Source organism: Paraburkholderia sp. GAS38 (genome assembly GCF_050434965.1).
In the GTDB taxonomy this organism is placed as follows: Bacteria; Pseudomonadota; Gammaproteobacteria; order Burkholderiales; family Burkholderiaceae; genus Paraburkholderia; species Paraburkholderia phenazinium_A.
In genome coordinates, this window is sequence record NZ_JBNDJO010000002.1 from 645459 (window position 1) to 665610 (window position 20152).

A 20152-nucleotide genomic window follows, 5' to 3' on the forward strand; every position below is an offset into this window, starting at 1 on the left:
TCTTCTTGCGTTAGCTGTTCAGGGCGTGAGTTTAACCCGTTGCCGCGCCGAATGAACCCTGGCCGGATGGCCAATCGGCGCGGAGCGGTCGCCCGTCGGTTCGGCACGTCTGTGTACTTCAGCGTCCACCCAACCAAAACTTTTGGGACGTTTTGTCGAATTCCGCTTTGACCGTTCGTCGACATGGTGAAAACCGGGCAACCAGCTGGCCCGCCCAACGACCCTTACAGGAGAGAAGTCATGACACGGTATCTGGTTGCGATTTACCGTCCCGACGACTACGACCCGTCCGTCGAGGACGAAGCGATGTCCCGCGAGATCGACGCGCTCAACGACGAGATGAAGGCTGCCGGTGTCAGGACCTTCGTGGGCGGCCTGCGCCCGCCGGGCAGCGCGAGGTCGCTGCGCGTACAGCCCGATGGCGAGCTGCGCATCACCGACGGCCCGTACCTGGAGACCAAGGAACTCGTGGGCGGTTTTTGGGTTCTGGAAGCCGCGGACCTGGACGAGGCGCTGGCCTGGGGGCGCAAGGCCGCCGTCGCCTGTCGGGCGTCGGTCGAGGTACGCCCGCTTCACTGACGGAGAGTGGCTTGTGGACAGACGGCACCTGTCCGCATCGAAAGTGACGGCCAAACTGAGACGGACGGTCAAGCGCATCGAGCAAAGCCTGAAACAATTGCGCTGGTCTTCGCCCGGTTCGAATCCGCCACGCAATCAACATGATCTCTCTTCCGCTTTCCGACTCCGCATGGAGTCGCGTCGAACATCTGTTCCCCGACGTATCGGCTGGTCGTGGTCGGCCGAGGCGTAATGAGCGCGATATTCTCAACGCAATTCTATGGTTGCAGCAGACCGGCGAAAAATGGCATCGACTGCCCGGCACCTTTCCGCCTCAACAAACCTGCTATCAGCGTTACATCTTATGGAAAAAGCTGGGCATCCTGCTTCAGGTCGCCGCTTTACTCGATGCGGCGGAACAGGATGCATCGCCGGCTTCGTCCGAAGGGTTCGACCGAGGCGATAGCGGCTGTTCGGCTGTCGCTTCCACCCGCGCGGGCGCTCGCCCCTGAGCGTCACGAATTTCGCTGCGCGACCTCACATTCACGCCACGCGACCTATACTTTCACAGTCATTTCGTTAGCGACAAGGAGGCGCAATCGCAGGACCCCTGATTACTTTCGTATGAGGAGAACATCATGACGCGCAAGTACATCGATTGCCGGGAATTCCCGAGCGAAATGAACTGTTCTATCGCGCTATCCGCGGATTCCGAAAGCGAGTTGCTGGAGGCGGCCGTACAGCATGCGGTTACGGTTCACAAGCATGCCGATTCGCCGGAACTGCGTTCACAACTGAAGACGCTATTTCATGACGGCACAGCGCCCGTGGACGCACCCCGTCAAGCGTAATTTTGTCGGCCCCCTGGACGAAGACGAAGTCTTCAGGATGTCGAAATTCCCCTGAGAATTGGAGCAAATATTGGCGGCGTACCAGGAGGTGTTTCATGGCCAAGTTGTCCAGCAATGCGATTGAAGAACTGAAAGTTGCGACGAGAGGGCAGGTGCTGCTGCCTGCCGATGCCGGTTTCGACGAAGCACGCCATATCTGGAATGCGATGATCGATCGTTGCCCGGCAATGATCGTGCGCTGTGCGGGCGTGGCCGATGTCCGACGCGCGGTGGCCTTCGCGCGCGATAACGACCTGCTGCTGGCGGTGCGCGGCGGCGCGCATAACATCGCGGGCAGCGCCGTCTGCGACGACGGGCTGGTGATCGACCTGTCGCCGATGAAATCAGTCCGGATCGATCCCCTTGCGCGTCGCGCCTATGTCGAACCGGGCGCCACGCTGGCCGATTTCGACCACGAAGCGCAGGCTTTCGGTCTGGCGACACCGCTCGGGATCAATTCGACGACCGGCGTCTCGGGCTTGACGCTCGGCGGTGGATTCGGTTGGCTCAGCCGCAAATACGGGATGACGGTCGATAATCTCGTCTCGGCGGATGTCGTCACGGCGGACGGGGAACGGGTCCGTGCCGCTGCCGATGCGCATGAGGACCTGTTCTGGGCGATTCGCGGCGGCGGCGGCAATTTCGGCGTCGTCACGATGTTCGAATTCGGACTGCATCCGGTCGGGCCGGAGGTGTACGGCGGTCTCGTCGTATTGCCGTTGGAACAGGCGAAAGAGGCGCTCAGGAAATATCGCGCGGCAACCGCCGATATGCCGGACGAACTCTCCGTATGGGCGGTGCTGCGCCTCGCGCCACCGCTGCCGTTCCTGCCGCCGGAGGTCCATGGCAAACCGATCATCGCTTTTGCAAGCTGCTACGTCGGCGCAGTTGCCGACGGTCCTGGCGCGCTCGAGGTCGTGCGGCGCTTCGGCACCCCGTACGGCGAGCATCTCGGCCCGATGCCGTATGCGATGTGGCAGCAGGCATTCGACCCACTGCTGACACCCGGTGCACGCAACTACTGGAAATCGCACAATCTGGCGGAGTTGCCGGACGGCTTGCTGGACGTGCTGATTGACGCCATTGGCAAGCTGCCGTCGCCGCAATGCGAAATCTTCTTCGGTCTGATCGGGGGGCAAACAGCCTCTGTTCCGGTTGAGGCCACGGCCTATCCGAGTCGTAACACGAAATACGTCATGAACGTGCACGGACGCTGGAGCGACGCGAGGGAAGACGAGCGGTGTATCGGCTGGGCGCGCGATTTCTTCGAGGCGGCTGCGCCTTTTGCGCTGGGCAGCGTGTACGTCAACTTCCTGACGCAGGACGAGAGCGAGCGGATCGGTGCGGCCTATGGTCCGAACTACGACCGTCTGGTCGCGGTGAAGACCCGGTACGACCCGCACAACCTGTTCCGTCATAACCAGAACATCAAGCCTTCTGCGTCATAGCGGGCGCCTGGTGCGCACCCGTCGTCACCGATCCGGCATGCCAGGCGCGCGTCGTCACCGAAACGCGCGCGTTTCCTGCCGGCGTTACGGGGAAAGATGCGCCTACCCATGAAAACGAAAAATCGCATTGAATGCGTCTATTCATGCAGAACGGGATCGCAGCTCGCGCCAGGGCGTGGGGCGCCGGGCCTGCGCGAACCCGATCAGCGATGCGCGCGCATGTAGGCCTCGATTGCCGTCACGGCCGCGCGAACGTGCGGCTGCTTGCGCAGATCGCGGTGATAGACCAGATAGAACGGCTGAGTGGGGCCCACGATATCCGTTTCGACGCGAATGAGGTCGGTGTTTCGTGGGTCTTTCTCGAGGAATGCAGCAAGGCCCGCGCCTTGACGAACCGCTTCCACGATGGCTTCCATCGAACCTGAGCGGAACGCGAACCGCGTCGCGCCAAGCGTGCGCATCCATTGCTCGTGCGGCAGTCCTTTCCAGCGCTCGTCGAGTCCGACAAACGGATGCACCGACGCCTCACCCTTGCCGAGCCGACGCGTAGGCAGATGGCGCCGCACATAGTCTGAGGACGCGAACAGCGCGAACCGGAAACTGGCCAGGTGCTTTTCCACCAGCACATTCGACGTGGAGCGCGTGAGGCGAACGGCGATGTCGGCCTCACGCGCGGCCACATCGGCCATCCGGTTCTCTCCCACCAGTTCCAGATCGACCAGGGGATACGCCTCGCGGAACGCGAGCAGCGAGCGGGCGAGCGTGTGGGCCATGCCATCCGGGACGCTGATCCGCAGCGTCCCGGCCAGCATGGTTTGATCGCGGCGCAGCGCATCGAGTCCGTGCGCCAGCCCTTCGGCGAGCCGCACCATCCGCAACGCCTCCGGCTTCAACTCCGTGCCCGACTGGCTGCGATACACCAACTGGCAGCCCATCGCAGCTTCCAGCGCATCCAGCCGGCGTGCGGTCGTGGAGGTCGAAAGGCCTAGCGCCTTGCCCGCGGCGAGCAGGCTCCCGGCTCGATGCACCGCCAGAAGAATACGCAGATCGTCCCAGGAGAGTGTTTCCATATATGGGCATCAGCTTACCGTGATATTCCGTATACAGGAACATCCGGGATGCGCACACTCGACCCATGAAAATCATTCTGATTGGTGCGGGGCGGATCGGCAGCGCCGTGGCCTTCTGCCTAGCCAAAGCCGGCCATGACGTCGCAGTCGTGGCGCGAGGTGCGCGTCTCGCCACGCTGAGTCGTGACGGCGCAATCGTCGCCGTTGACGGGCAACGCATGCCGGTCAAGGTCGAGGCGGCGTTCGATCCGGCCATCCCCTACGATCTGGCGATCGTCACCGTCCCCGAACACCAGCTCGCCCCGCTTCTGCCGGCGTTATCGGCGAGCCGCGCGAACACCATCCTGCTGATGTTCAATACGTTTCAAGGCACCGAACCCTATCGGACCCTCGTAGGCGCCGAACGCTTCGCCTTCGGGTTCCCGAATATGTCGGCTTATCTGGTGGACCAGCGGCTACGCTTTCGGGTGGATGGCCCCGGCATGGTGACGACGATGTCAAACGCCGTGCTGGCGAAACGCTTCAAGGAGGCCGGGATGCCGTGCGAGGTGGAGGAAGACATGGACGCATTCCTCCGAAGTCACGTCGCGCTTGTGGTGCCGCTTTTTCTCGCGGCATTGCTCACGTGGCGGCGAGCTACCCAGCTCACATGGTCCGAGGCAAGACAGCTTGAGGTTGCATGGACGGAAGGTTTCGAACTGGTCCGCGGCCTGGGCCACACGCCGAAGCCTCGCCTGCTCGCGACGCTTTTGCATATGCCGTCGTTCGCGCGCACGGGTGTGTTGTGGCTTCTGAGTCGCTCGCGGCCCGTCAAGGATCTCGGTGAGTTCGGCCCAACGGAGACGCGCGCGCTGATCGATGCGATGGCGGCAGCCGCGCCCGGCAAAACCCCGCGCTTGCTGGCGCTTCGACCTTAGCTTGCGAAGGGCGGCTAGCCATTCTCAACGCGCCATCGATGAACGGAGTGGGCGAATGTCCCTTGAAGGTCGTCTCGCGCTAGCTGTTCAGGGCGAGGTGTTAGCGCGTACTCCGATGCATCCTCATTCCTCGAGCATCGCCCGCATATCGACGGTGCGCGCATTCGTGTTGCTACGGCGTTTCGCCATCCACATCATGAAGGTGATGAAGCTGCCGAACACCACGATGATCCAGGGCACCGGCAGCTTCGCCGTGAGCAGAATCGCATAGAGACCCAGCATTAGCAGCACCGCCAGATTCTGGTTGAAATTCTGCACGGCGATGGAATGCCCCGCGGACAGCAACGTCGCGCCGCGATGCTGCAGCAGGGCATTCATCGGCACAATGAAAAATCCCGACAGCGCGCCGAGCAGGATCATCAGCGGATAGGCGAGCACGATATAGATCGGCGCCACAAACGGACCGACGCGAATGCCCATGCCCGGTGGAAACAGTCCCTTGCTGTAGAACGCCATGGCGATTGCGACCGCGCCGGTAATGATGCCGACCGGCAGCACCTTCAGCGAACTGCGCAGCGGCACCAGCGTCGCGGCGGCGACCGCGCCGACGGCGATGCCGAGTCCCGTGATGCCCTGCATGACGGCCGCCTTCGAGAGCGACAACCCAAGGTTCACGTCGGCCCACTTCAGCACCAGCAACTGCAGCGTCACCGCGCCGCCCCACATCAGCGTGGTCACCCACAGCGCGATCTGCGCGAGCTTGTCGGCCCACAGCACGTTGAAGCAGTGCGTGAAATCGCCGACCAGCTTCTTCGGTTCCTTGAGGCGGTTCGGATAGCGCGCGCCCGTATCGGGGATGCCCACGTTGATGACGGCGGCGATCGCATAGGTCAGCATGACGGCGAGCATCGCCAGGTCGGCCGCGGAACGGATCAGCGGCAGGTGCGCGTGCGCGACAAAGTGAGTCGCATAGGTGCTGATCAGCGCGCCGCCGAGCATGGTGCCGACGATCGTCGACAGCACGGTGGCGGACTCGAGCCACGCGTTCGCCGCGACCAGCCGGTCGGCGGGCAGCAATTCAGTCAGGATGCCGTATTTGGCGGGGGAGTAGGCCGCCGCGCCGAAGCCGACCACGCCATAGGCGATCATCGGATGCACGCCGGCGATCATCATCAGGCAGCCGCTCGCCTTGAGCGCGTTCGAGACGAACATCACATGGCGTTTTTGCAGCGCATCGGCGAACGCACCGACGAACGGCGCCAGCAGCACGTACGACACTGTGAAGAAAATCTGCAGCATGGGCGTGACCCAGGCCGACGAGCGGATCACCGAGAGCAGTGCAATCGCCGCGATCAGCAGCGCATTGTCGGCGAGCGACGACACGAACTGCGCCGCGATGATCGTATAGAAGCCTTTTTTCATTAAGCAGTTCGGGATGCTGCGCGGGATCTCGCGCCGGATTGGATGACAGCGTGTACGACGGTGCGACGAAAATCGAGTCCGGCGCGGCCTGTGGCTTTGTAGCATGAAGCGGCGTTGCATGCAGGGGCGCCGCGCAGGCACCGCTGCATGCAAGGGTTTAGGCCGGTACCGTTGCCAGGCGCTACCGGCTACCGGTTACCGGCCGCCGGTGCCAGGCGCCAACAAAAAAGCGGCCGAAGCCGCTTTGCACCCGTTGCAGCCTTACGCCGCTTGCTGCCTGGTACGGCTGTAGCGCGAGAGGATCGGCACCATCTGGGCGTACAGCTTCGGATTGCCCGCGACGATTTCGCCGATGTGCAGGAAGTCCGAATCGCCCGTGTAGTTACCCACCAGACCGCCCGCTTCGGTGATCAGCAGGCTGCCGGCAGCCATGTCCCATGCGTGCAGGCCCTGTTCGAAGAAGCCGTCCAGGCGGCCCGCGGCGACGTTCGCCAGATCCAGCGCAGCCGCGCCCGGGCGGCGCAGGCCGGCGCAGGCTTCGGTCATTTCCTTGAAGAGGCGGCCGTAGGCGTCGAGGCCGTCGGTTTCGCGGAACGGGAAGCCCGTGCCGATCAGGCCGTCGGCCAGACGGTCGCGACGGCCCACACGGATGCGGCGGTCGTTCAGGAACGCGCCGCGGCCGCGCGAGGCGGTGAACAGGTCGTTGCGGTTCGGATCGTAGACGACGGCTTGCGTCACGATGCCCTTATGCGCCAGAGCGATCGACACGCAGTAGTACTGGAAGCCGTGGATGAAGTTCGTGGTGCCGTCGAGCGGGTCGATGATCCACTGGTACTCGGACTCGTTGTCCGACTTGCCGGATTCTTCGGCGAGGATGGCGTGATCGGGGTAGGCGGTCTTCAGCGTGTCGATGATTGCCGCTTCCGATGCCTTGTCGACCTCCGTGACGAAATCGTTGTGTTGTTTCTTGCTGACCTGGACCAGGTCGAGATCGAGCGAGGCCCGGTTGATGATCTGCGCGGCGCGGCGGGCGGCCTTGACGGCGATGTTGAGCATGGGATGCATGAGCCTGGATCCTTGTGCCGGGGCAGCGCGGCTGCTTACCGGTAATGAGCTGAAAATGAACTGGATATCAGTTGAAACAGCGCAGCTGAAACAACACGGAACGACCGCTGGACAGGCGTTCCGTCGACGGAGACGAATTGGATAAGAACGAGGCGCTGGTACGAAACTGGCGCGAATAGCCGTGATTTTACCCGACTCCGGGGTTCTCCGGCAGCACGCCGCGCGATGCCGGTAGGTTCGCGAGCCGGTTGGCGCTACCATACGGTCTTTAGCTCCCCATTTTCATCGTGGCCAACACCCACACGCCCCACACTCCGCCTTCGTCCGAACTCTGCGCGCCGGACAGCGCCGCGCCCGTGCGCGGCGGTTTTACCTCGACCCGCTTCGTGCTCGTCGAGCCCAGCCATCCCGGCAACGTAGGGGCGGCGGCGCGGGCGCTGAAAACAATGGGTTTTTCACGCCTCGTGCTGGTCGCGCCGCGCGTGCCGCATGTGCAGTCCGATCCCGAGGCGATCGCCATGGCCAGCGGCGCGGACGACGTGCTGGCCGGCGCGCATATCGTGCCGACGCTGGCGGATGCGCTCAATGGCGTCTCCTGGTCGGTGGCACTGACGGCGCGCTCGCGCGAATACGGGCCGCCCCAGCTCGTGCCGCGCGCGGCCGCCGCGCACGCGCGCGAGCACGCGGTGCATGGCGAGATTGCGCTGGTGTTCGGCAATGAGCGGACCGGTTTGTCGAACGAGGACGTCGAGCGGTGCAGCGCGCTCGCGCATATTCCGGCCAATCCGGCCTACAGCTCGCTCAATCTGGCGCAGGCCGTGCAGGTGCTGGCGTACGAGTTGCGCCTCGCGTATCTCGGTCTGGGCGGTGGTACTGGCGCGCCTGCAGGCAACGGCCGCGGCGTTGAAGGGCAGGGCGCGGCGGCCGCTTCGCTCGCGCAGAGCGACGACATCGAAGGCATGTACGCGCACCTGGAAGACGCACTCGTCGCGCTCGAGTTTCTCGATCCGGCCAATCCGAAGAAGCTGATGTCGCGTCTGCGGCGCCTGTTCGCCCGCTCCGGGCTCGAACGCGAAGAGGTCAACATCGTGCGCGGGATCGCCAAGCACATCCTGCTGAAGGTGAAGCAGCCGGAAGACGGCACGCCCTGAAGCCGGCTTGGGTTCGTGCGGATGCGCCGTTGCCGACCTTGCCGGCAACGGGGGCATCCGGCAGCTTTCGCGCAATCGCCCTACAATCCTCGAAATCCTATAAGCAAAGCTGCCGGTCTGCTAACCGGCAGTGTTCCGTCGTGCGCCGTCAGGCGGCGACGGTTTCCCGTCCCTACGAAAGCGTCACTGCCATGTTCACGAGACTTCGCGAAGACATTGCCACGATCCGCGAGCGCGATCCCGCCGCCCGCAGCGCCTGGGAAGTGCTCACGTGTTATCCGGGCCTGCATGCGCTCGTGCTGCACCGGCTGGCGCACGCCTTGTGGCGGGGCAAACGCCGCTGGCTGGCGCGCTGCGTGTCGCAGACGGCGCGTTTTCTGACGGGCATCGAGATCCACCCGGGCGCGACAGTCGGCCGCCGCGTGTTTATCGATCACGGTATGGGCGTGGTGGTCGGCGAGACGGCGGAAATCGGCGACGACTGCACGATCTATCAGGGCGTGACGCTCGGCGGCACCTCGCTGACGCGCGGGGCCAAACGGCATCCGACGCTCGAGCGCGGCGTGATTGTCGGTGCGGGCGCCAAGGTGCTCGGCGGCTTTACGATCGGCGCGGAGGCAAAAATCGGTTCGAACGCGGTGGTCGTCAAGCCGGTGCCGGCAGGCGGCACGGCGGTGGGCAATCCGGCGCGCGTGATCGTGCCGGCGGCGGTGCCGGTGACGGCCACGGCCGGCTGTGATGCAAAGCCCGCGCCCGAACGCGCCGCATTCTGCGCGTATGGCATCACGCCGAACGCGGACGATCCGGTGTCGCTCGCCATCCACGGCCTGATCGATCAGGCAGCGAACCAGTCGCAACGCATCGACGAGATCGTCGCCGCGCTGGAGCGGCTCGGCACCCGCCTCGAGGCGCTGCAAGGCGCGGACGCGGCGCTGCTCGATTTGCGGCGTTTGTCCGCGGCGATTGCAGGGAAAGCAGAGGGTGTGGCGCTCGAACGCTGAGGGCGTGGGCGGTACCCGTCCGTTAGCGCAATGAACAGGTCAACGCGCGCCGCCGCCGTCAATCGAGCGGCAATGCCCGGAGTCCGTCGGCGTCGATGCGCAGATAGCCGCCACGGTGCTCGCCGTGGTCGAAATCCCAGTCGGGCAGCACCCAGCGCGTGCCGCCGGGCTCGCGATGGCGAGCCGGCCGGTGCGTGTGGCCATGCACGAGGGTTGTCGTCCCGCTCTCCTTGAACAGCGCGGCCACGCCTTCGGGCGTCACGTCATACTTGGGCGACACCGGCCGCGAGCGGCCTTCCTGGCTCGCCGAACGCATCCGTTCCGCGAGCGCCCGGCGCCATCTGAACGGCGAGGCGAGAAACAGCATCTGGGCGAAACGGCAGCGCGCGAAACGGCGAAACCGCAGATAGGCGCGATCCGCCGTGCAGAGTGCGTCGCCGTGCGCGAGCGTGATGCGCGTGCCGAACGCGGTGATCACGAACGGATCGGGCAACCAGATTGCACCGGCCGCTTTCATGAAGCGCTTGCCGAGCAGGAAATCGCGATTGCCGTGCATGATGTAGAGCGCGATGCCGCGCTCGGACAGCGTGTGCATCAATGCCGCCATGCGCGCGACGAACGGCTCGCTCAGCATGTCGTCGCCGATCCAGTACTCGAACAGGTCGCCGAGAATGAAAACGGAATCGGCTTCTTCCGCGGTGACGCGCACGAAGTGTTCGAACGCGGCGACCGTGTGCGGGATCGCCTCGCTCAGATGCAAATCCGAAATGAAGAACAGCGGGCGTGCGCCATGCGGGCGTTTGCCCTCGCCAGGCACGCCCGCGGCGACGCTTCGCAGCGGCGTTTCTTGCAGCATTGAAGGGTGCCTGATTTGAATTGCTGTGAGTGCGCGGTCTTTTGATCCGGCGAGGCAAGCGCCGGCCGGATCAAAAGACCGTACCACGCGCAGGTTGGCCCGGCTCGCGCCGGACCCAACCCAGCGAGTCATGCGGTGCCTTAGCGCCGACAGCACGGCCGGCGCACAGCCCAATGCCTACGCGACTTACTCGACGATAACCGCTTTCTCGATGATCACGTCGTCGGCCGGCACGTCCTGATGGAAGCCCTTCGAACCGGTCTTCACCTTCTTGATCTTTTCGACGATGTCGAGACCGTCCACCACCTTGCCGAACACCGCGTAACCCCAGCCTTGCGGCGTCGGCGACGAGTGGTTCAGGAAGTCGTTGTCGTTGACGTTGATGAAGAATTGCGCCGTCGCCGAATGCGGGTCGTTGGTGCGTGCCATCGCGATCGAGCCGTTGACGTTCTTCAGACCGTTGTTCGCTTCGTTGGTGATCGGCGCTTCGGTCGGCTTTTGCTTCATGCCGGGTTCGAAACCGCCGCCCTGGATCATGAAGCCGTCGATCACGCGGTGGAACACCGTGTTGTCGTAGTGACCGGCCTTCACGTAGTTGAGGAAGTTCTCAACCGACTTCGGTGCTTTCTCGGCGTCCAGTTCGAGTTTGATGACGCCGTGATTCGTGTGCAGTTCGACCATGATGGAATCCTTTGATGAACAGGTGGGTGAAAGGCGCGGCGCATCGCATGGAGTGGATGGGGCCGCGCCGGGGCATGCATGGCGCAGGGGGCGGCGATCGCCAGGATCGCCGGGGCGTGCACCTGCTAGTTTACTTGCTGACGACGGTCGCCGATTCGATCACGATCGGCGTTTGCGGCACGTCGGCCATCGGGCCGCGCGTGGTGGTGGGCGTGCCTTCGATCTTCTTCACGACATCCATGCCGGCGGTCACCTTGCCGAACACGGCGTAACCGTTGCCGTCCTGGCCCGGATAGTCGAGGCCGGCGTTATCCGCGGTGTTGATGAAGAATTGCGCCGTGGCCGAATCCGGGTCGCTGGTGCGCGCCATCGCGATCGTGCCGACTGCGTTCTTCAGGCCGTTGCGGCTCTCAAGCGGGATCGGCGCGCGCGTCGGCTTTTCCGCGTAGCTCTGCGTGAAGCCACCGCCCTGGATCATGAAGCCGGGAATCACGCGGTGGAAAATCGTGCCGCTGTACTGGCCGGCCTTCACATAGTCGAGGAAGTTCGCGACCGTCTTCGGTGCCTTCTCGGGGTACAGCTCGACGCGGATGTCGCCGTCCGTGGTCTTGAAGAGGACGGACGGATGCGCAGCCGGCGTAGCGGACTGGGCAAAAGCGGGTGCGTTCGCGATCAGGGCGGCGCTACCGAGCGCCAGCATCAACCATTTCATGAAGATCCTCAGGGTGGAAAAAAACGTTGGCGATCAGTGGGCTTATTGCGACGGCGCCATATACGGCGGCTGGGCGAGCGAACCGTTCGGGCCGCCGAACTGGAAGCTCGGCGATTCCGTAATGTTCGAGGTGGCGCGGTTCGTGTAGTCGTCCGGCGCGGCAACCTTCTTGACCGGCTTCTCGCTGCTCTTCGGCGGCGAGATGATCTTCTGGATATCCGCGAGGCGCTGCTGCGTCGGACCGGTGGCCTGGCCGAGGTCGTGCGCGCGCTGGTAGGCCGAGTCGGCGAGGCGCAGGTACAGGTCGCCGAGATTTTCGTAGGCGAGACCGTAGTTGGGGTTTGCCTTGGTCGCGGTTTCGAGTGCTTCGCGGGCTTCCGTATAGCGGCCGTGCTTCGCGTACAGCGCAGCCAGGTTGTTGTACGGCTCAGGCAATTCCGGGTAAGTCTGCGTCAGCGCGATGAAAGCGTTGATCGCTTCGTCGTCGCGGTTCAGGTGAGCCAGGATGGTGGCGCGCTTGAACTGCGCCTGTGCGTCGCGCGGATTCGAGGCAATGCGTGCGTCGAGTTGCGTGAGCGCGGCGTTCCAGTTTTTTTGCTCGATCGAGGTGTCGATTTCCGGTGTGCCGTCGCGCACGGCCGGGCCTTGCGCCGTGACGGGCGTCTTCTGCGCATACGCGGAGGCGCCCGGCAATAGCATGACGGCGAGGCCGCACAGGGCCGTCGCGGCGAGGGTCGCGGCGCTTCGCGCGCGGCCGCTGGAAGGTTTCATAGGCTCAGGTCTGGATGTTATACTCCGACCCATTCTAACAAAAGGTCTGCGCGTTCCGTCGAACCACAGACTGTCTTTTCGCCACTCGTGGTCGTCTCCGCCTTGATCGCAGCCTGACCGCCGCATTAGGTGCACCGGTTTGCTTTGCTGCTGTTGTATGTGCCATACCCGCCATGCCTGTTTTGTCTGGAGCGGGCACGGCGCGCACGAAACACATTGCGGATTTCTTTCGGCCCACGCATCGTCTCTATGGAATCACTGCGCATCTACAACACGCTCGCGCGTGACAAGCAAACTTTCGTGCCGCTGCAAGAGGGCGTCGTACGGATGTACGTCTGCGGGATGACGGTGTATGACTACTGTCATATCGGTCACGCACGCGTGATGGTTGTGTTCGACATCGTGCAGCGTTGGCTGCGTACGCTCGGCTACAACGTGACCTACGTGCGCAATATTACCGATATCGACGACAAGATCATCCGCCGCGCGGTCGAGAACGGCGAGACGATCAAGTCGCTGACCGATCGCTTCATCGCGGCGCTGCATGAAGATGCGGACGCACTCGGCATCGAGCGGCCCGACCGCGAACCGCGCGCCACGGACTATATTCCGCAGATGCTCGGCATGATTGAAAAGCTCGAGGCCAACGGCTACGCGTATCAGGCCGGTGACGGCGACGTGAATTACGCCGTGCGCAAATTTTCTGGTTACGGCAAGCTATCGGGCAAATCGCTCGAAGACCTGCGGGCCGGCGAGCGTGTCGCGGCTAACGACGCGAAGCTGGACCCGCTGGATTTTGTCCTGTGGAAACAGGCCAAGCCCGAGGAGCCGGCGGACACGGGTTGGGATTCGAAATACGGGCGCGGCCGTCCAGGTTGGCACATTGAATGCTCGGCGATGGGCTGCACGTTGCTCGGCGACCATTTCGACATTCATGGCGGCGGGCAGGACCTGCAGTTTCCGCACCACGAAAACGAAATCGCGCAAAGCGAAGGCGCGACAGGTCAAACGTTTGTCAATTACTGGATGCACAACGGCTACGTTCAGATCGACAATGAGAAGATGTCGAAGTCGCTCGGCAACTTCTTTACGATCCGCGAAGTGCTGGCGCAGTACGATGCCGAAGTCGTGCGCTTTTTCATTGCGCGAGCGCACTACCGTTCGTCGCTGAACTATAGCGACACGCATATCGACGACGCGCGCAACGCTCTCACGCGCCTGTACACGTCGTTGAAGCATGTGACGCCGGACGAGGCCGAACTCGACTGGAACGAAGCGCACGCGCAGCGTTTTCGCGCGGCAATGAACGACGACTTCAACACGCCGGTGGCAGTGTCGGTGCTGTTCGAGTTGGCAAGTGAGGTCAATCGCACGCGCGATGCCGCGCTGGCCCGACAACTGCGTGCGCTTGCGCGCATCGTCGGACTGCTCGGCCGTGAGCCGCGTGCGTTCCTGCAGCAGGCTGCGGGCAGCGCGAGTGAAGGCGCGCTCGGCGCCGCCGCGATCGAAGCAAAGATCGCCGCGCGCGTGGCCGCCAAGCAGGCGAAGGACTATGCGGCAGCAGACCGGATTCGGGCCGAATTGCTCGAAGCCGGCGTTGCACTTGAAGACAAACCCGGCGGGTTGACCGAGTGGCGGCGCGTGTGAGCGCACCTCGTACTTCCCTTTGATCGACTCGCCAGGCAGGAGGCAGGATGGCAACGGCCACGAAGACGCTGGCTAAACGGGCTGCGTCTCAAACAGGCGCGGCAGCCGCAGTGAAATCGACGCGCACGCGCAGCGGCAGCGCGGCGAAAGCAGCGTCGGCATCGCCGGCATTGGCTAAGGTCGCCGGCAAGACAGGCAGTACCGCAAAAAAGACCGCCGTGAAGCGCGCGCTCAACGGTGCGTCTGCGCATGCGCCGAAGCTCGCCAAGGGGGCGAAAGCGCCGCGCGTGTCGCGTGCGAAACATCATGGCGGTAACGGCGCCGTGCCGGCCGAACGCGTCGACGACGCGCAGGAACTCGCGCGCGACGACCTGCATGAAGGCGAAGTTGTCCGCAAGACGCGTGTCCTCGACGACGCGGATGTCGCCGTGGCGGTGCAGGTGGGCGGCCTGACGCCGGAAGTTACGCGCCCCGCGTACTGGGACAAGGCCTGCGCCGATCTCGTCAAGCGCGACCGCATCCTCAAGAAACTGATTCCGAAATTCGGTCCGGTGCATCTGCTGAGCCGCGGTGATCCGTTCGTCACGCTCGCGCGTTCCGTCGTGGGGCAGCAAATCTCGGTGGCCTCGGCGCAGGCTGCGTGGCAGCGTGTCGAAAGCGCCTGTCCGAAGCTCGTGCCGCAACAGTTCATCAAGCTCGGCCAGGACAAGCTGATGGCATGCGGCCTGTCGAAGCGCAAGGCGGAATACATTCTCGATCTGGCCGAGCACTTCGTTTCCGGTGCGTTGCACGTGGGCAAGTGGACCTCGATGGAAGACGAGGCGGTGATCGCCGAGCTCACGCAGATCCGCGGCATCGGCCGCTGGACCGCGGAGATGTTTCTGATCTTCAATCTGTCGCGCCCGGACGTTCTGCCGCTCGACGACCTCGGCCTGATCCGCGCAATCAGCCTCAACTATTTCAGCGGCGAACCGGTGACGCGCAGCGAAGCGCGTGAGGTGGCCGCGAACTGGGAACCGTGGCGTACGGTCGCAACCTGGTATATGTGGCGTAGTCTGGATCCGTTGCCGGTGGATTATTGAGTGCCCAAGCCTGACGCTTCGCGCCAGGCCCCACAAGGGGGCGGCAAGCGAACTTGGGGCGGCCCGGTGTTTTCTTGCGGAATCTAGTTTGATGTGATGCTGCCTCTATGCTATCGATTTTTATGAGTCGATAGTTTCGAGGTAGTTTTGACAGCGGCGGTCGCGGTTAGAATACGCGCTGCCTGGTAAGTCCAAGGATTAAAACCAATGAAGACCACTTTTCTGGATTTCGAGCAGCCGATCGCGGAACTCGAAGCGAAGATCGAAGAATTGCGCTTCGTGCAGGACGATTCGGCCGTCGATATTTCGGAAGAAATCGAGCGGCTGTCCAAGAAGAGTCAGCAGCTCACCAAGGATCTCTACGCCAACCTGTCCCCGTGGCAGGTTTCGCAAATTGCCCGTCATCCGCAGCGCCCATACACGTTCGATTACGTGGCCGAACTGTTCACCGATTTCCACGAACTGCACGGCGACCGTGCGTTCGCGGACGATCTGGCGATTGTCGGCGGCTTTGCGCGTTTCAACGGTCAGGCGTGCATGGTGATCGGCCACCAGAAGGGGCGCGACACCAAGGAGCGCTCGCTGCGCAACTTCGGCATGCCGCGTCCGGAAGGCTATCGCAAGGCCGAACGTTTGATGCGTCTCGCCGAAAAATTCGGCTTGCCGCTCTTCACGTTTATCGACACGCCGGGCGCTTATCCCGGCATCGGCGCGGAAGAGCGCGGCCAGTCGGAAGCCATTGGCCGCAATCTGTACGTGATGGCCGAACTGAAAACGCCGATCATCTCGACGATCATCGGTGAAGGCGGTTCGGGCGGCGCGCTGGCTATCGCCGTGGGCGACAGTGTGCTGATGCTGCAATTCTCGACCTACTCGGTGATCTCGCCGGAAGGCTGCGCGTCGATTCTGTGGAAGAGCGCGGCGAAGGCGCCGGAAGCGGCCGAAGCGCTGGGCCTCACCGCGCATCGTCTGAAGGCGCTCGGCCTGATCGACAAGATCGTCAACGAGCCGCTCGGCGGCGCGCATCGCGATCCGAAGGGCATGGCCGCCATGTTGCGCCGCGCGCTGGCCGATTCGCTGCGTCAGTTCCAGGGCATGAGCGTTCCGGACCTGCGTCAACGCCGCTTCGACCGGCTGATGTCGTACGGCAAGTTCAAGGAAACGACGCCGGGCGCATAAGCCGGCCGTACTCCACACTCCAGGGCGCTTAGCGCCGCCGCGCCGTGACCCACCCCGCTGACTCTCCCGCCGACCGCCTCGTTCTCGAGGCGGTCGGCGCAGCGCTTTCTGCGCTGTCTCCGTCTGCTCGCTCCGGGCATGCGGCAGACGCACGCGTGGCGATCGCATTCAGCGGCGGTATCGACTCCAGCGTATTGCTCGACGCCGCGGTGCGCGTCGCCGGCCCGGCGCGTTGCATCGCGCTGCATGTTCATCACGGTCTCAGTCCTCACGCCGATCACTGGCTCGCGCACTGCGAGGCGTTCGCGCGCGAGCGTGGCATCGCGTTTGCGGCAGAGCGTGTCGAGGTTGTGTGCGAGGCGGGCGTGAGCGTCGAGGCGGCTGCGCGCGAGGCGCGTTATCGTGCGCTCGACGCGCTGTGTGCGCAGCACGGCGCGAGCACGCTGTGGCTCGCGCAGCATGCCGACGATCAGGCCGAAACGGTGCTGCTGCAGTTGCTGCGCGGAGCCGGGCTGGCCGGTCTTGCCGCGATGGCCCACGAGTACTTGCCCGCCGGCGCCACGGTGACGCGCGTGCGGCCGCTGCTGCGATTGTTGCGCGCGCAACTAGAGCAGTACGCGGCGGGGCGAGGGCTGAAGTGGGTCGACGACGAATCGAATGCGGATACCCGCTATGCGCGCAATGCCTTGCGCCATGACGTGCTGCCCACGCTGTCCGTCCATTTTCCGGGCTTTCGCGATGCGCTGGCGCGGACGGCGGGCCATGCGGCGTCCGCGCAACGTCTGCTCGACGAACTGGCGCGTCTCGACATGCAGACCGTCGCGGACGACGTGAGCCACGCGCTTTCACGCGACGCACTGCTCGCACTCGACGACGATCGCGCGCTGAACCTCCTGCGTTTCTGGATGCGCTCAGTAGGGTTGCCGGCGCCATCCACCGCGCGTCTCACGGATGCCTTGCGGCAACTGCGCGAAGCCGGCGAGGGCCACAGCCTGCGCGTCGATCATGCGGGGCAGGCGTTGCGCAGCTATCGCGGGCAGATTTACTGGGAAGCGGGCGACAGCGCCGAGGCCGCCGACGAGACCGCATTCGTTGCGCGTGCCGTGAGCGAGCTTGCCTGGCAGGGCGAAACAATCTGGCGTTTGCCGCAATGGCGCGGCACCTTCGTGTTTGCCGAGGCCGCCGCTCACGACCCTGACGCCGTGCCAGTTGCGCTCCTCAGCGCGGCGCCGCTCACGGCGCGCTCGCGCAGCGGCGGCGAGCGCATGCGCAGCAGTGCGCAGGGCCCGGGCCGCACGCTCAAGAACCTGTTCCGGGAGCGCGGCGTGCCGGCGTGGAAGCGCGACGTGCCGCTGCTGTTCGCGGGCGACACGCTGCTGTTCGTGCCGCTGCTCGGCGTGAACCGCGCGGCCTGGCCTACGCCGGACGCCGCCGGCGCAGACGCCGGCACCGGCACTCCCGATGCGAAAGCACGCTACGTGCGGATCGACTGGCGCGACGATCTGCTGATCGCCTGACCGACCGGTCGGGCACTTGCGGCGAAGCTCCGAAACCGCGTCGCAAGACGATCCACGGTGCCTCGGAGCAGGGCGCAACCCCTTGGCGCACAAGCCTTTGCAACGCTCATTGCCGGGTTTTTGGCTTGTCTTTTTGCGCCCGATCGGGTACGTTAACTTGTTTGCCCGAAGCCGCTATTGCCGTCATTTTGATGCGCTTTTGCTGTTTTCCGGCCGTTTTCTGTGTTTCCCGGCGACCATAAGCCACCGGGGAGCCGCCAGCCAGCGGCCTTTGGCGATTCCTCGCGGGCAAATCCGCGCGTGCTGCACGTGCGCTGCATCTACGCCGCTATCCTTCACACTTCGCCGTCGTTCCTGAAACGTTGAGCTCTTGTGCCTTGGTGCGGTCGTCTCCAGCGCGGCAGCGCGGTTACTTCTCCAGTTCAGAACGACAATGGCACTCATCGTACATAAATACGGCGGTACTTCGATGGGCTCGGTCGAGCGCATCAAGAACGTCGCGAAGCGGGTCGCGAAATGGCACAAGGCCGGTCACAAGATGGTCGTCGTGCCCTCGGCGATGTCCGGCGAAACCAACCGCTTGCTCGGCCTCGCGAAAGACATTTCGGCCCAGCCGAGCCCACGCGAGCTCGACATGATTGCCGCCACCGGCGAGCAGGTCAGCTCGGGCCTGCTCGCCATCGCGCTGCAGGAAGCGGGCGTCGACGCGGTCAGCTACGCCGGCTGGCAAGTGCCGGTCAAAACCGACAGCGCCTTCACCAAGGCACGCATTAGCGAAATCGACGGCGAGCGCGTACTGCGCGATCTCGAAGCGGGCAAGGTGGTGGTGATTACCGGCTTCCAGGGGATCGACCCGGAAGGCCATATCACCACGCTCGGCCGCGGCGGTTCGGACACTTCGGCAGTGGCCGTCGCGGCCGCGCTGAAAGCGGACGAGTGCCTGATCTATACGGACGTGGACGGTGTCTACACCACCGACCCGCGCGTGGTTGAAGAAGCGCGCCGGCTCGACCGCGTGACGTTCGAAGAAATGCTGGAGATGGCCAGCCTGGGGTCGAAAGTGTTGCAGATCCGCTCGGTGGAATTCGCCGGCAAATATCAGGTGAAGACGCGTGTCCTGTCGAGCCTGACCGATCCGCTGATCCCGCTCGAAGCCGAAATGACTTCGGGCACCCTGATTACTTTTGAAGAAGACGAGACCATGGAAAAAGCAGTCATCTCGGGCATCGCGTTTCAGCGCGACGAAGCACGTATCGCCGTGATGGGTGTACCCGACAAGCCGGGCATCGCCTACCAGATCCTCGGGCCGGTGGCGGATGCGAACATCGACGTCGACATGATCATCCAGAACCAGAGCGTCGAGGGCAAGACGGCCTTCACGTTCACGGTGGGCCGCGGTGACTATCAGCGCGCCATGGATATCCTCTCGGGCCAGGTGAAGGACCATGTGAAGGCCGAGCAGGTGCTGGGCGATCCGAAGGTGTCGAAGGTCTCGGTGGTCGGCGTCGGCATGCGTTCGCACGTGGGCATCGCGAGCACGATGTTCCGCACGCTGTCGGAAGAGGGCATCAACATCCAGATGATCTCCACCTCCGAAATCAAGATCTCGGTGCTGATCGACGAGAAGTATATGGAGCTCGCCGTGCGCGCGCTTCACAAGGCATTCGAACTGGATCACGCGTAATTTGCCTTGAAAAGCGGGGCGCATAACGGGGTGTCAACGGTGTGCACGACACCGTCCTGTTTGCGCTTCAGGCGCTGCTTCATGCCTTCGTTGCGGCGTATGTGAACAAATTGCGTCGACGATGAGGAATCTGGCACAAAAAATGTGCCACAGACATTGACCTTCGCGGTTCGGGCCGCTATTATCTTGGCTTCGTCGCGCTGACTCCCTGCGCGACCGAAAGTTTGGGAGACGTGGCCGAGAGGTCGAAGGCACTCCCCTGCTAAGGGAGCATCTGGGCCAAAACCTGGATCGAGGGTTCGAATCCCTCCGTCTCCGCCAGCAATGGCGGCGGAACCCCAAGAGATCGCGGTCTCTTGGGGTTTTGTTTTTTCCGCGACCGTTTTTGATTCGGGTGAGTCGCGTCAGCTTTAAATTCAGGTTGAGGCGCGGACGAAATGTCTTCGCATAGGGTAAGCGCGAATATGTTTCGGATGCCGAAGCAAATGCATCGCGAGCAAC

General features: G+C 63.8%; 19 protein-coding genes and 1 tRNA gene. 13 read left to right on the forward strand and 7 right to left on the reverse strand.

From position 1 onward, the window contains the following. The first annotated feature begins 240 nt into the window (after positions 1 to 240). The 4 genes from P3T42_RS06990 (at position 241) to P3T42_RS07005 (ending at position 2896) form a co-directional block, all read left to right on the forward strand. On the forward strand, positions 241 to 579 hold the full coding sequence (locus tag P3T42_RS06990) for a YciI family protein (protein ID WP_429305536.1): 339 nt from the start codon (positions 241 to 243) through the stop codon (positions 577 to 579). A gap of 140 nt (positions 580 to 719) precedes the next feature. Beyond that, a complete protein-coding gene (locus P3T42_RS06995) occupies positions 720 to 1070 on the forward strand; it encodes a transposase (RefSeq protein ID WP_429305537.1) in 351 nt (116 codons plus the stop codon). 126 nt (positions 1071 to 1196) lie between these two features. Continuing rightward, the gene (locus P3T42_RS07000; protein ID WP_074299772.1) at positions 1197 to 1409 is read left to right on the forward strand and encodes a DUF1059 domain-containing protein; all 213 of its coding nucleotides are present in this window, start codon (positions 1197 to 1199) and stop codon (positions 1407 to 1409) included. 95 nt (positions 1410 to 1504) lie between these two features. Then, positions 1505 to 2896 (forward strand): FAD-binding oxidoreductase, encoded by a 1392-nt coding sequence (locus P3T42_RS07005; protein ID WP_429305538.1) that lies wholly within the window; start codon positions 1505 to 1507, stop codon positions 2894 to 2896. Between the two features lie 203 nt (positions 2897 to 3099). Here the strand turns inward: P3T42_RS07005 and P3T42_RS07010 are convergent, their stop codons facing one another. Beyond that, on the reverse strand, positions 3100 to 3966 hold the full coding sequence (locus P3T42_RS07010) for a LysR family transcriptional regulator (protein WP_429305539.1): 867 nt from the start codon (positions 3964 to 3966) through the stop codon (positions 3100 to 3102). A gap of 65 nt (positions 3967 to 4031) precedes the next feature. On the opposite strand from P3T42_RS07010, the gene P3T42_RS07015 reads away from it, so the two are divergent. Beyond that, the gene (locus P3T42_RS07015) at positions 4032 to 4883 is read left to right on the forward strand and encodes a ketopantoate reductase family protein (protein WP_429305540.1); all 852 of its coding nucleotides are present in this window, start codon (positions 4032 to 4034) and stop codon (positions 4881 to 4883) included. A gap of 123 nt (positions 4884 to 5006) precedes the next feature. On the opposite strand, the gene lplT is transcribed toward P3T42_RS07015, so the two are convergent. Further along, positions 5007 to 6305 (reverse strand): lysophospholipid transporter LplT, encoded by a 1299-nt coding sequence (gene lplT, locus P3T42_RS07020; RefSeq protein WP_429305541.1) that lies wholly within the window; start codon positions 6303 to 6305, stop codon positions 5007 to 5009. Between the two features lie 261 nt (positions 6306 to 6566). Continuing rightward, positions 6567 to 7370, reverse strand: a complete 804-nt coding sequence (locus tag P3T42_RS07025) for an inositol monophosphatase family protein (RefSeq protein ID WP_074299761.1) — start codon at positions 7368 to 7370, stop codon at positions 6567 to 6569. A gap of 356 nt (positions 7371 to 7726) precedes the next feature. On the opposite strand from P3T42_RS07025, the gene P3T42_RS07030 reads away from it, so the two are divergent. Continuing rightward, entirely contained in the window at positions 7727 to 8521 is a 795-nt protein-coding gene (locus tag P3T42_RS07030; protein WP_429305627.1) for an RNA methyltransferase, read from the forward strand. Positions 8522 to 8712: 191 nt separating this feature from the next. Then, a complete protein-coding gene (gene cysE / locus P3T42_RS07035) occupies positions 8713 to 9522 on the forward strand; it encodes a serine O-acetyltransferase (protein ID WP_074299757.1) in 810 nt (269 codons plus the stop codon). 58 nt (positions 9523 to 9580) lie between these two features. Here the strand turns inward: cysE and P3T42_RS07040 are convergent, their stop codons facing one another. From P3T42_RS07040 to P3T42_RS07055, 4 genes are all read right to left on the reverse strand, one after another. Further along, positions 9581 to 10378, reverse strand: a complete 798-nt coding sequence (locus P3T42_RS07040; protein ID WP_429305542.1) for a UDP-2,3-diacylglucosamine diphosphatase — start codon at positions 10376 to 10378, stop codon at positions 9581 to 9583. 186 nt (positions 10379 to 10564) lie between these two features. Next, positions 10565 to 11059: a peptidylprolyl isomerase gene (locus P3T42_RS07045; protein WP_074264214.1), complete on the reverse strand. Its 495-nt coding sequence runs from the start codon at positions 11057 to 11059 to the stop codon at positions 10565 to 10567. A gap of 130 nt (positions 11060 to 11189) precedes the next feature. Continuing rightward, a complete protein-coding gene (locus P3T42_RS07050; protein WP_074299753.1) occupies positions 11190 to 11771 on the reverse strand; it encodes a peptidylprolyl isomerase in 582 nt (193 codons plus the stop codon). Between the two features lie 42 nt (positions 11772 to 11813). Then, positions 11814 to 12542: a tetratricopeptide repeat protein gene (locus P3T42_RS07055; RefSeq protein WP_074299751.1), complete on the reverse strand. Its 729-nt coding sequence runs from the start codon at positions 12540 to 12542 to the stop codon at positions 11814 to 11816. A gap of 249 nt (positions 12543 to 12791) precedes the next feature. On the opposite strand from P3T42_RS07055, the gene cysS reads away from it, so the two are divergent. The 6 genes from cysS to P3T42_RS07085 all read left to right on the forward strand — a co-directional run bounded on the left by cysS (position 12792) and on the right by P3T42_RS07085 (position 19972). Beyond that, a complete protein-coding gene (gene cysS / locus P3T42_RS07060; protein ID WP_429305543.1) occupies positions 12792 to 14189 on the forward strand; it encodes a cysteine--tRNA ligase in 1398 nt (465 codons plus the stop codon). Positions 14190 to 14236: 47 nt separating this feature from the next. Beyond that, positions 14237 to 15271 carry a DNA-3-methyladenine glycosylase family protein gene (locus tag P3T42_RS07065; RefSeq protein ID WP_074299747.1) on the forward strand — a complete coding sequence of 345 codons (1035 nt, stop codon included), beginning with the start codon at positions 14237 to 14239 and terminating at the stop codon, positions 15269 to 15271. 207 nt (positions 15272 to 15478) lie between these two features. After that, a complete protein-coding gene (locus P3T42_RS07070) occupies positions 15479 to 16450 on the forward strand; it encodes an acetyl-CoA carboxylase carboxyltransferase subunit alpha (RefSeq protein ID WP_429305544.1) in 972 nt (323 codons plus the stop codon). 44 nt (positions 16451 to 16494) lie between these two features. Further along, positions 16495 to 17967 (forward strand): tRNA lysidine(34) synthetase TilS, encoded by a 1473-nt coding sequence (gene tilS, locus P3T42_RS07075; RefSeq protein ID WP_429305545.1) that lies wholly within the window; start codon positions 16495 to 16497, stop codon positions 17965 to 17967. Positions 17968 to 18400: 433 nt separating this feature from the next. Beyond that, positions 18401 to 19651, forward strand: a complete 1251-nt coding sequence (locus P3T42_RS07080; RefSeq protein ID WP_074299741.1) for an aspartate kinase — start codon at positions 18401 to 18403, stop codon at positions 19649 to 19651. 227 nt (positions 19652 to 19878) lie between these two features. Continuing rightward, positions 19879 to 19972: transfer RNA gene (locus P3T42_RS07085), tRNA-Ser, on the forward strand. The last annotated feature ends 180 nt before the right edge of the window (positions 19973 to 20152 follow it).

Coding starts and splice junctions, on each gene's coding strand:
- cysS (WP_429305543.1), top strand. CDS start 12,792: ATGGAATCACTGCGCATCTACAACACGCTCGCGCGTGACAAGCAAACT.
- P3T42_RS07050 (WP_074299753.1), bottom strand. CDS start 11,771: ATGAAATGGTTGATGCTGGCGCTCGGTAGCGCCGCCCTGATCGCGAAC.
- P3T42_RS07000 (WP_074299772.1), top strand. CDS start 1,197: ATGACGCGCAAGTACATCGATTGCCGGGAATTCCCGAGCGAAATGAAC.
- P3T42_RS07015 (WP_429305540.1), top strand. CDS start 4,032: ATGAAAATCATTCTGATTGGTGCGGGGCGGATCGGCAGCGCCGTGGCC.
- P3T42_RS07065 (WP_074299747.1), top strand. CDS start 14,237: ATGGCAACGGCCACGAAGACGCTGGCTAAACGGGCTGCGTCTCAAACA.
- P3T42_RS06990 (WP_429305536.1), top strand. CDS start 241: ATGACACGGTATCTGGTTGCGATTTACCGTCCCGACGACTACGACCCG.
- P3T42_RS06995 (WP_429305537.1), top strand. CDS start 720: ATGATCTCTCTTCCGCTTTCCGACTCCGCATGGAGTCGCGTCGAACAT.
- P3T42_RS07025 (WP_074299761.1), bottom strand. CDS start 7,370: ATGCATCCCATGCTCAACATCGCCGTCAAGGCCGCCCGCCGCGCCGCG.
- lplT (WP_429305541.1), bottom strand. CDS start 6,305: ATGAAAAAAGGCTTCTATACGATCATCGCGGCGCAGTTCGTGTCGTCG.
- P3T42_RS07040 (WP_429305542.1), bottom strand. CDS start 10,378: ATGCTGCAAGAAACGCCGCTGCGAAGCGTCGCCGCGGGCGTGCCTGGC.
- P3T42_RS07005 (WP_429305538.1), top strand. CDS start 1,505: ATGGCCAAGTTGTCCAGCAATGCGATTGAAGAACTGAAAGTTGCGACG.
- P3T42_RS07010 (WP_429305539.1), bottom strand. CDS start 3,966: ATGGAAACACTCTCCTGGGACGATCTGCGTATTCTTCTGGCGGTGCAT.
- P3T42_RS07080 (WP_074299741.1), top strand. CDS start 18,401: ATGGCACTCATCGTACATAAATACGGCGGTACTTCGATGGGCTCGGTC.
- P3T42_RS07045 (WP_074264214.1), bottom strand. CDS start 11,059: ATGGTCGAACTGCACACGAATCACGGCGTCATCAAACTCGAACTGGAC.
- P3T42_RS07070 (WP_429305544.1), top strand. CDS start 15,479: ATGAAGACCACTTTTCTGGATTTCGAGCAGCCGATCGCGGAACTCGAA.
- P3T42_RS07055 (WP_074299751.1), bottom strand. CDS start 12,542: ATGAAACCTTCCAGCGGCCGCGCGCGAAGCGCCGCGACCCTCGCCGCG.
- cysE (WP_074299757.1), top strand. CDS start 8,713: ATGTTCACGAGACTTCGCGAAGACATTGCCACGATCCGCGAGCGCGAT.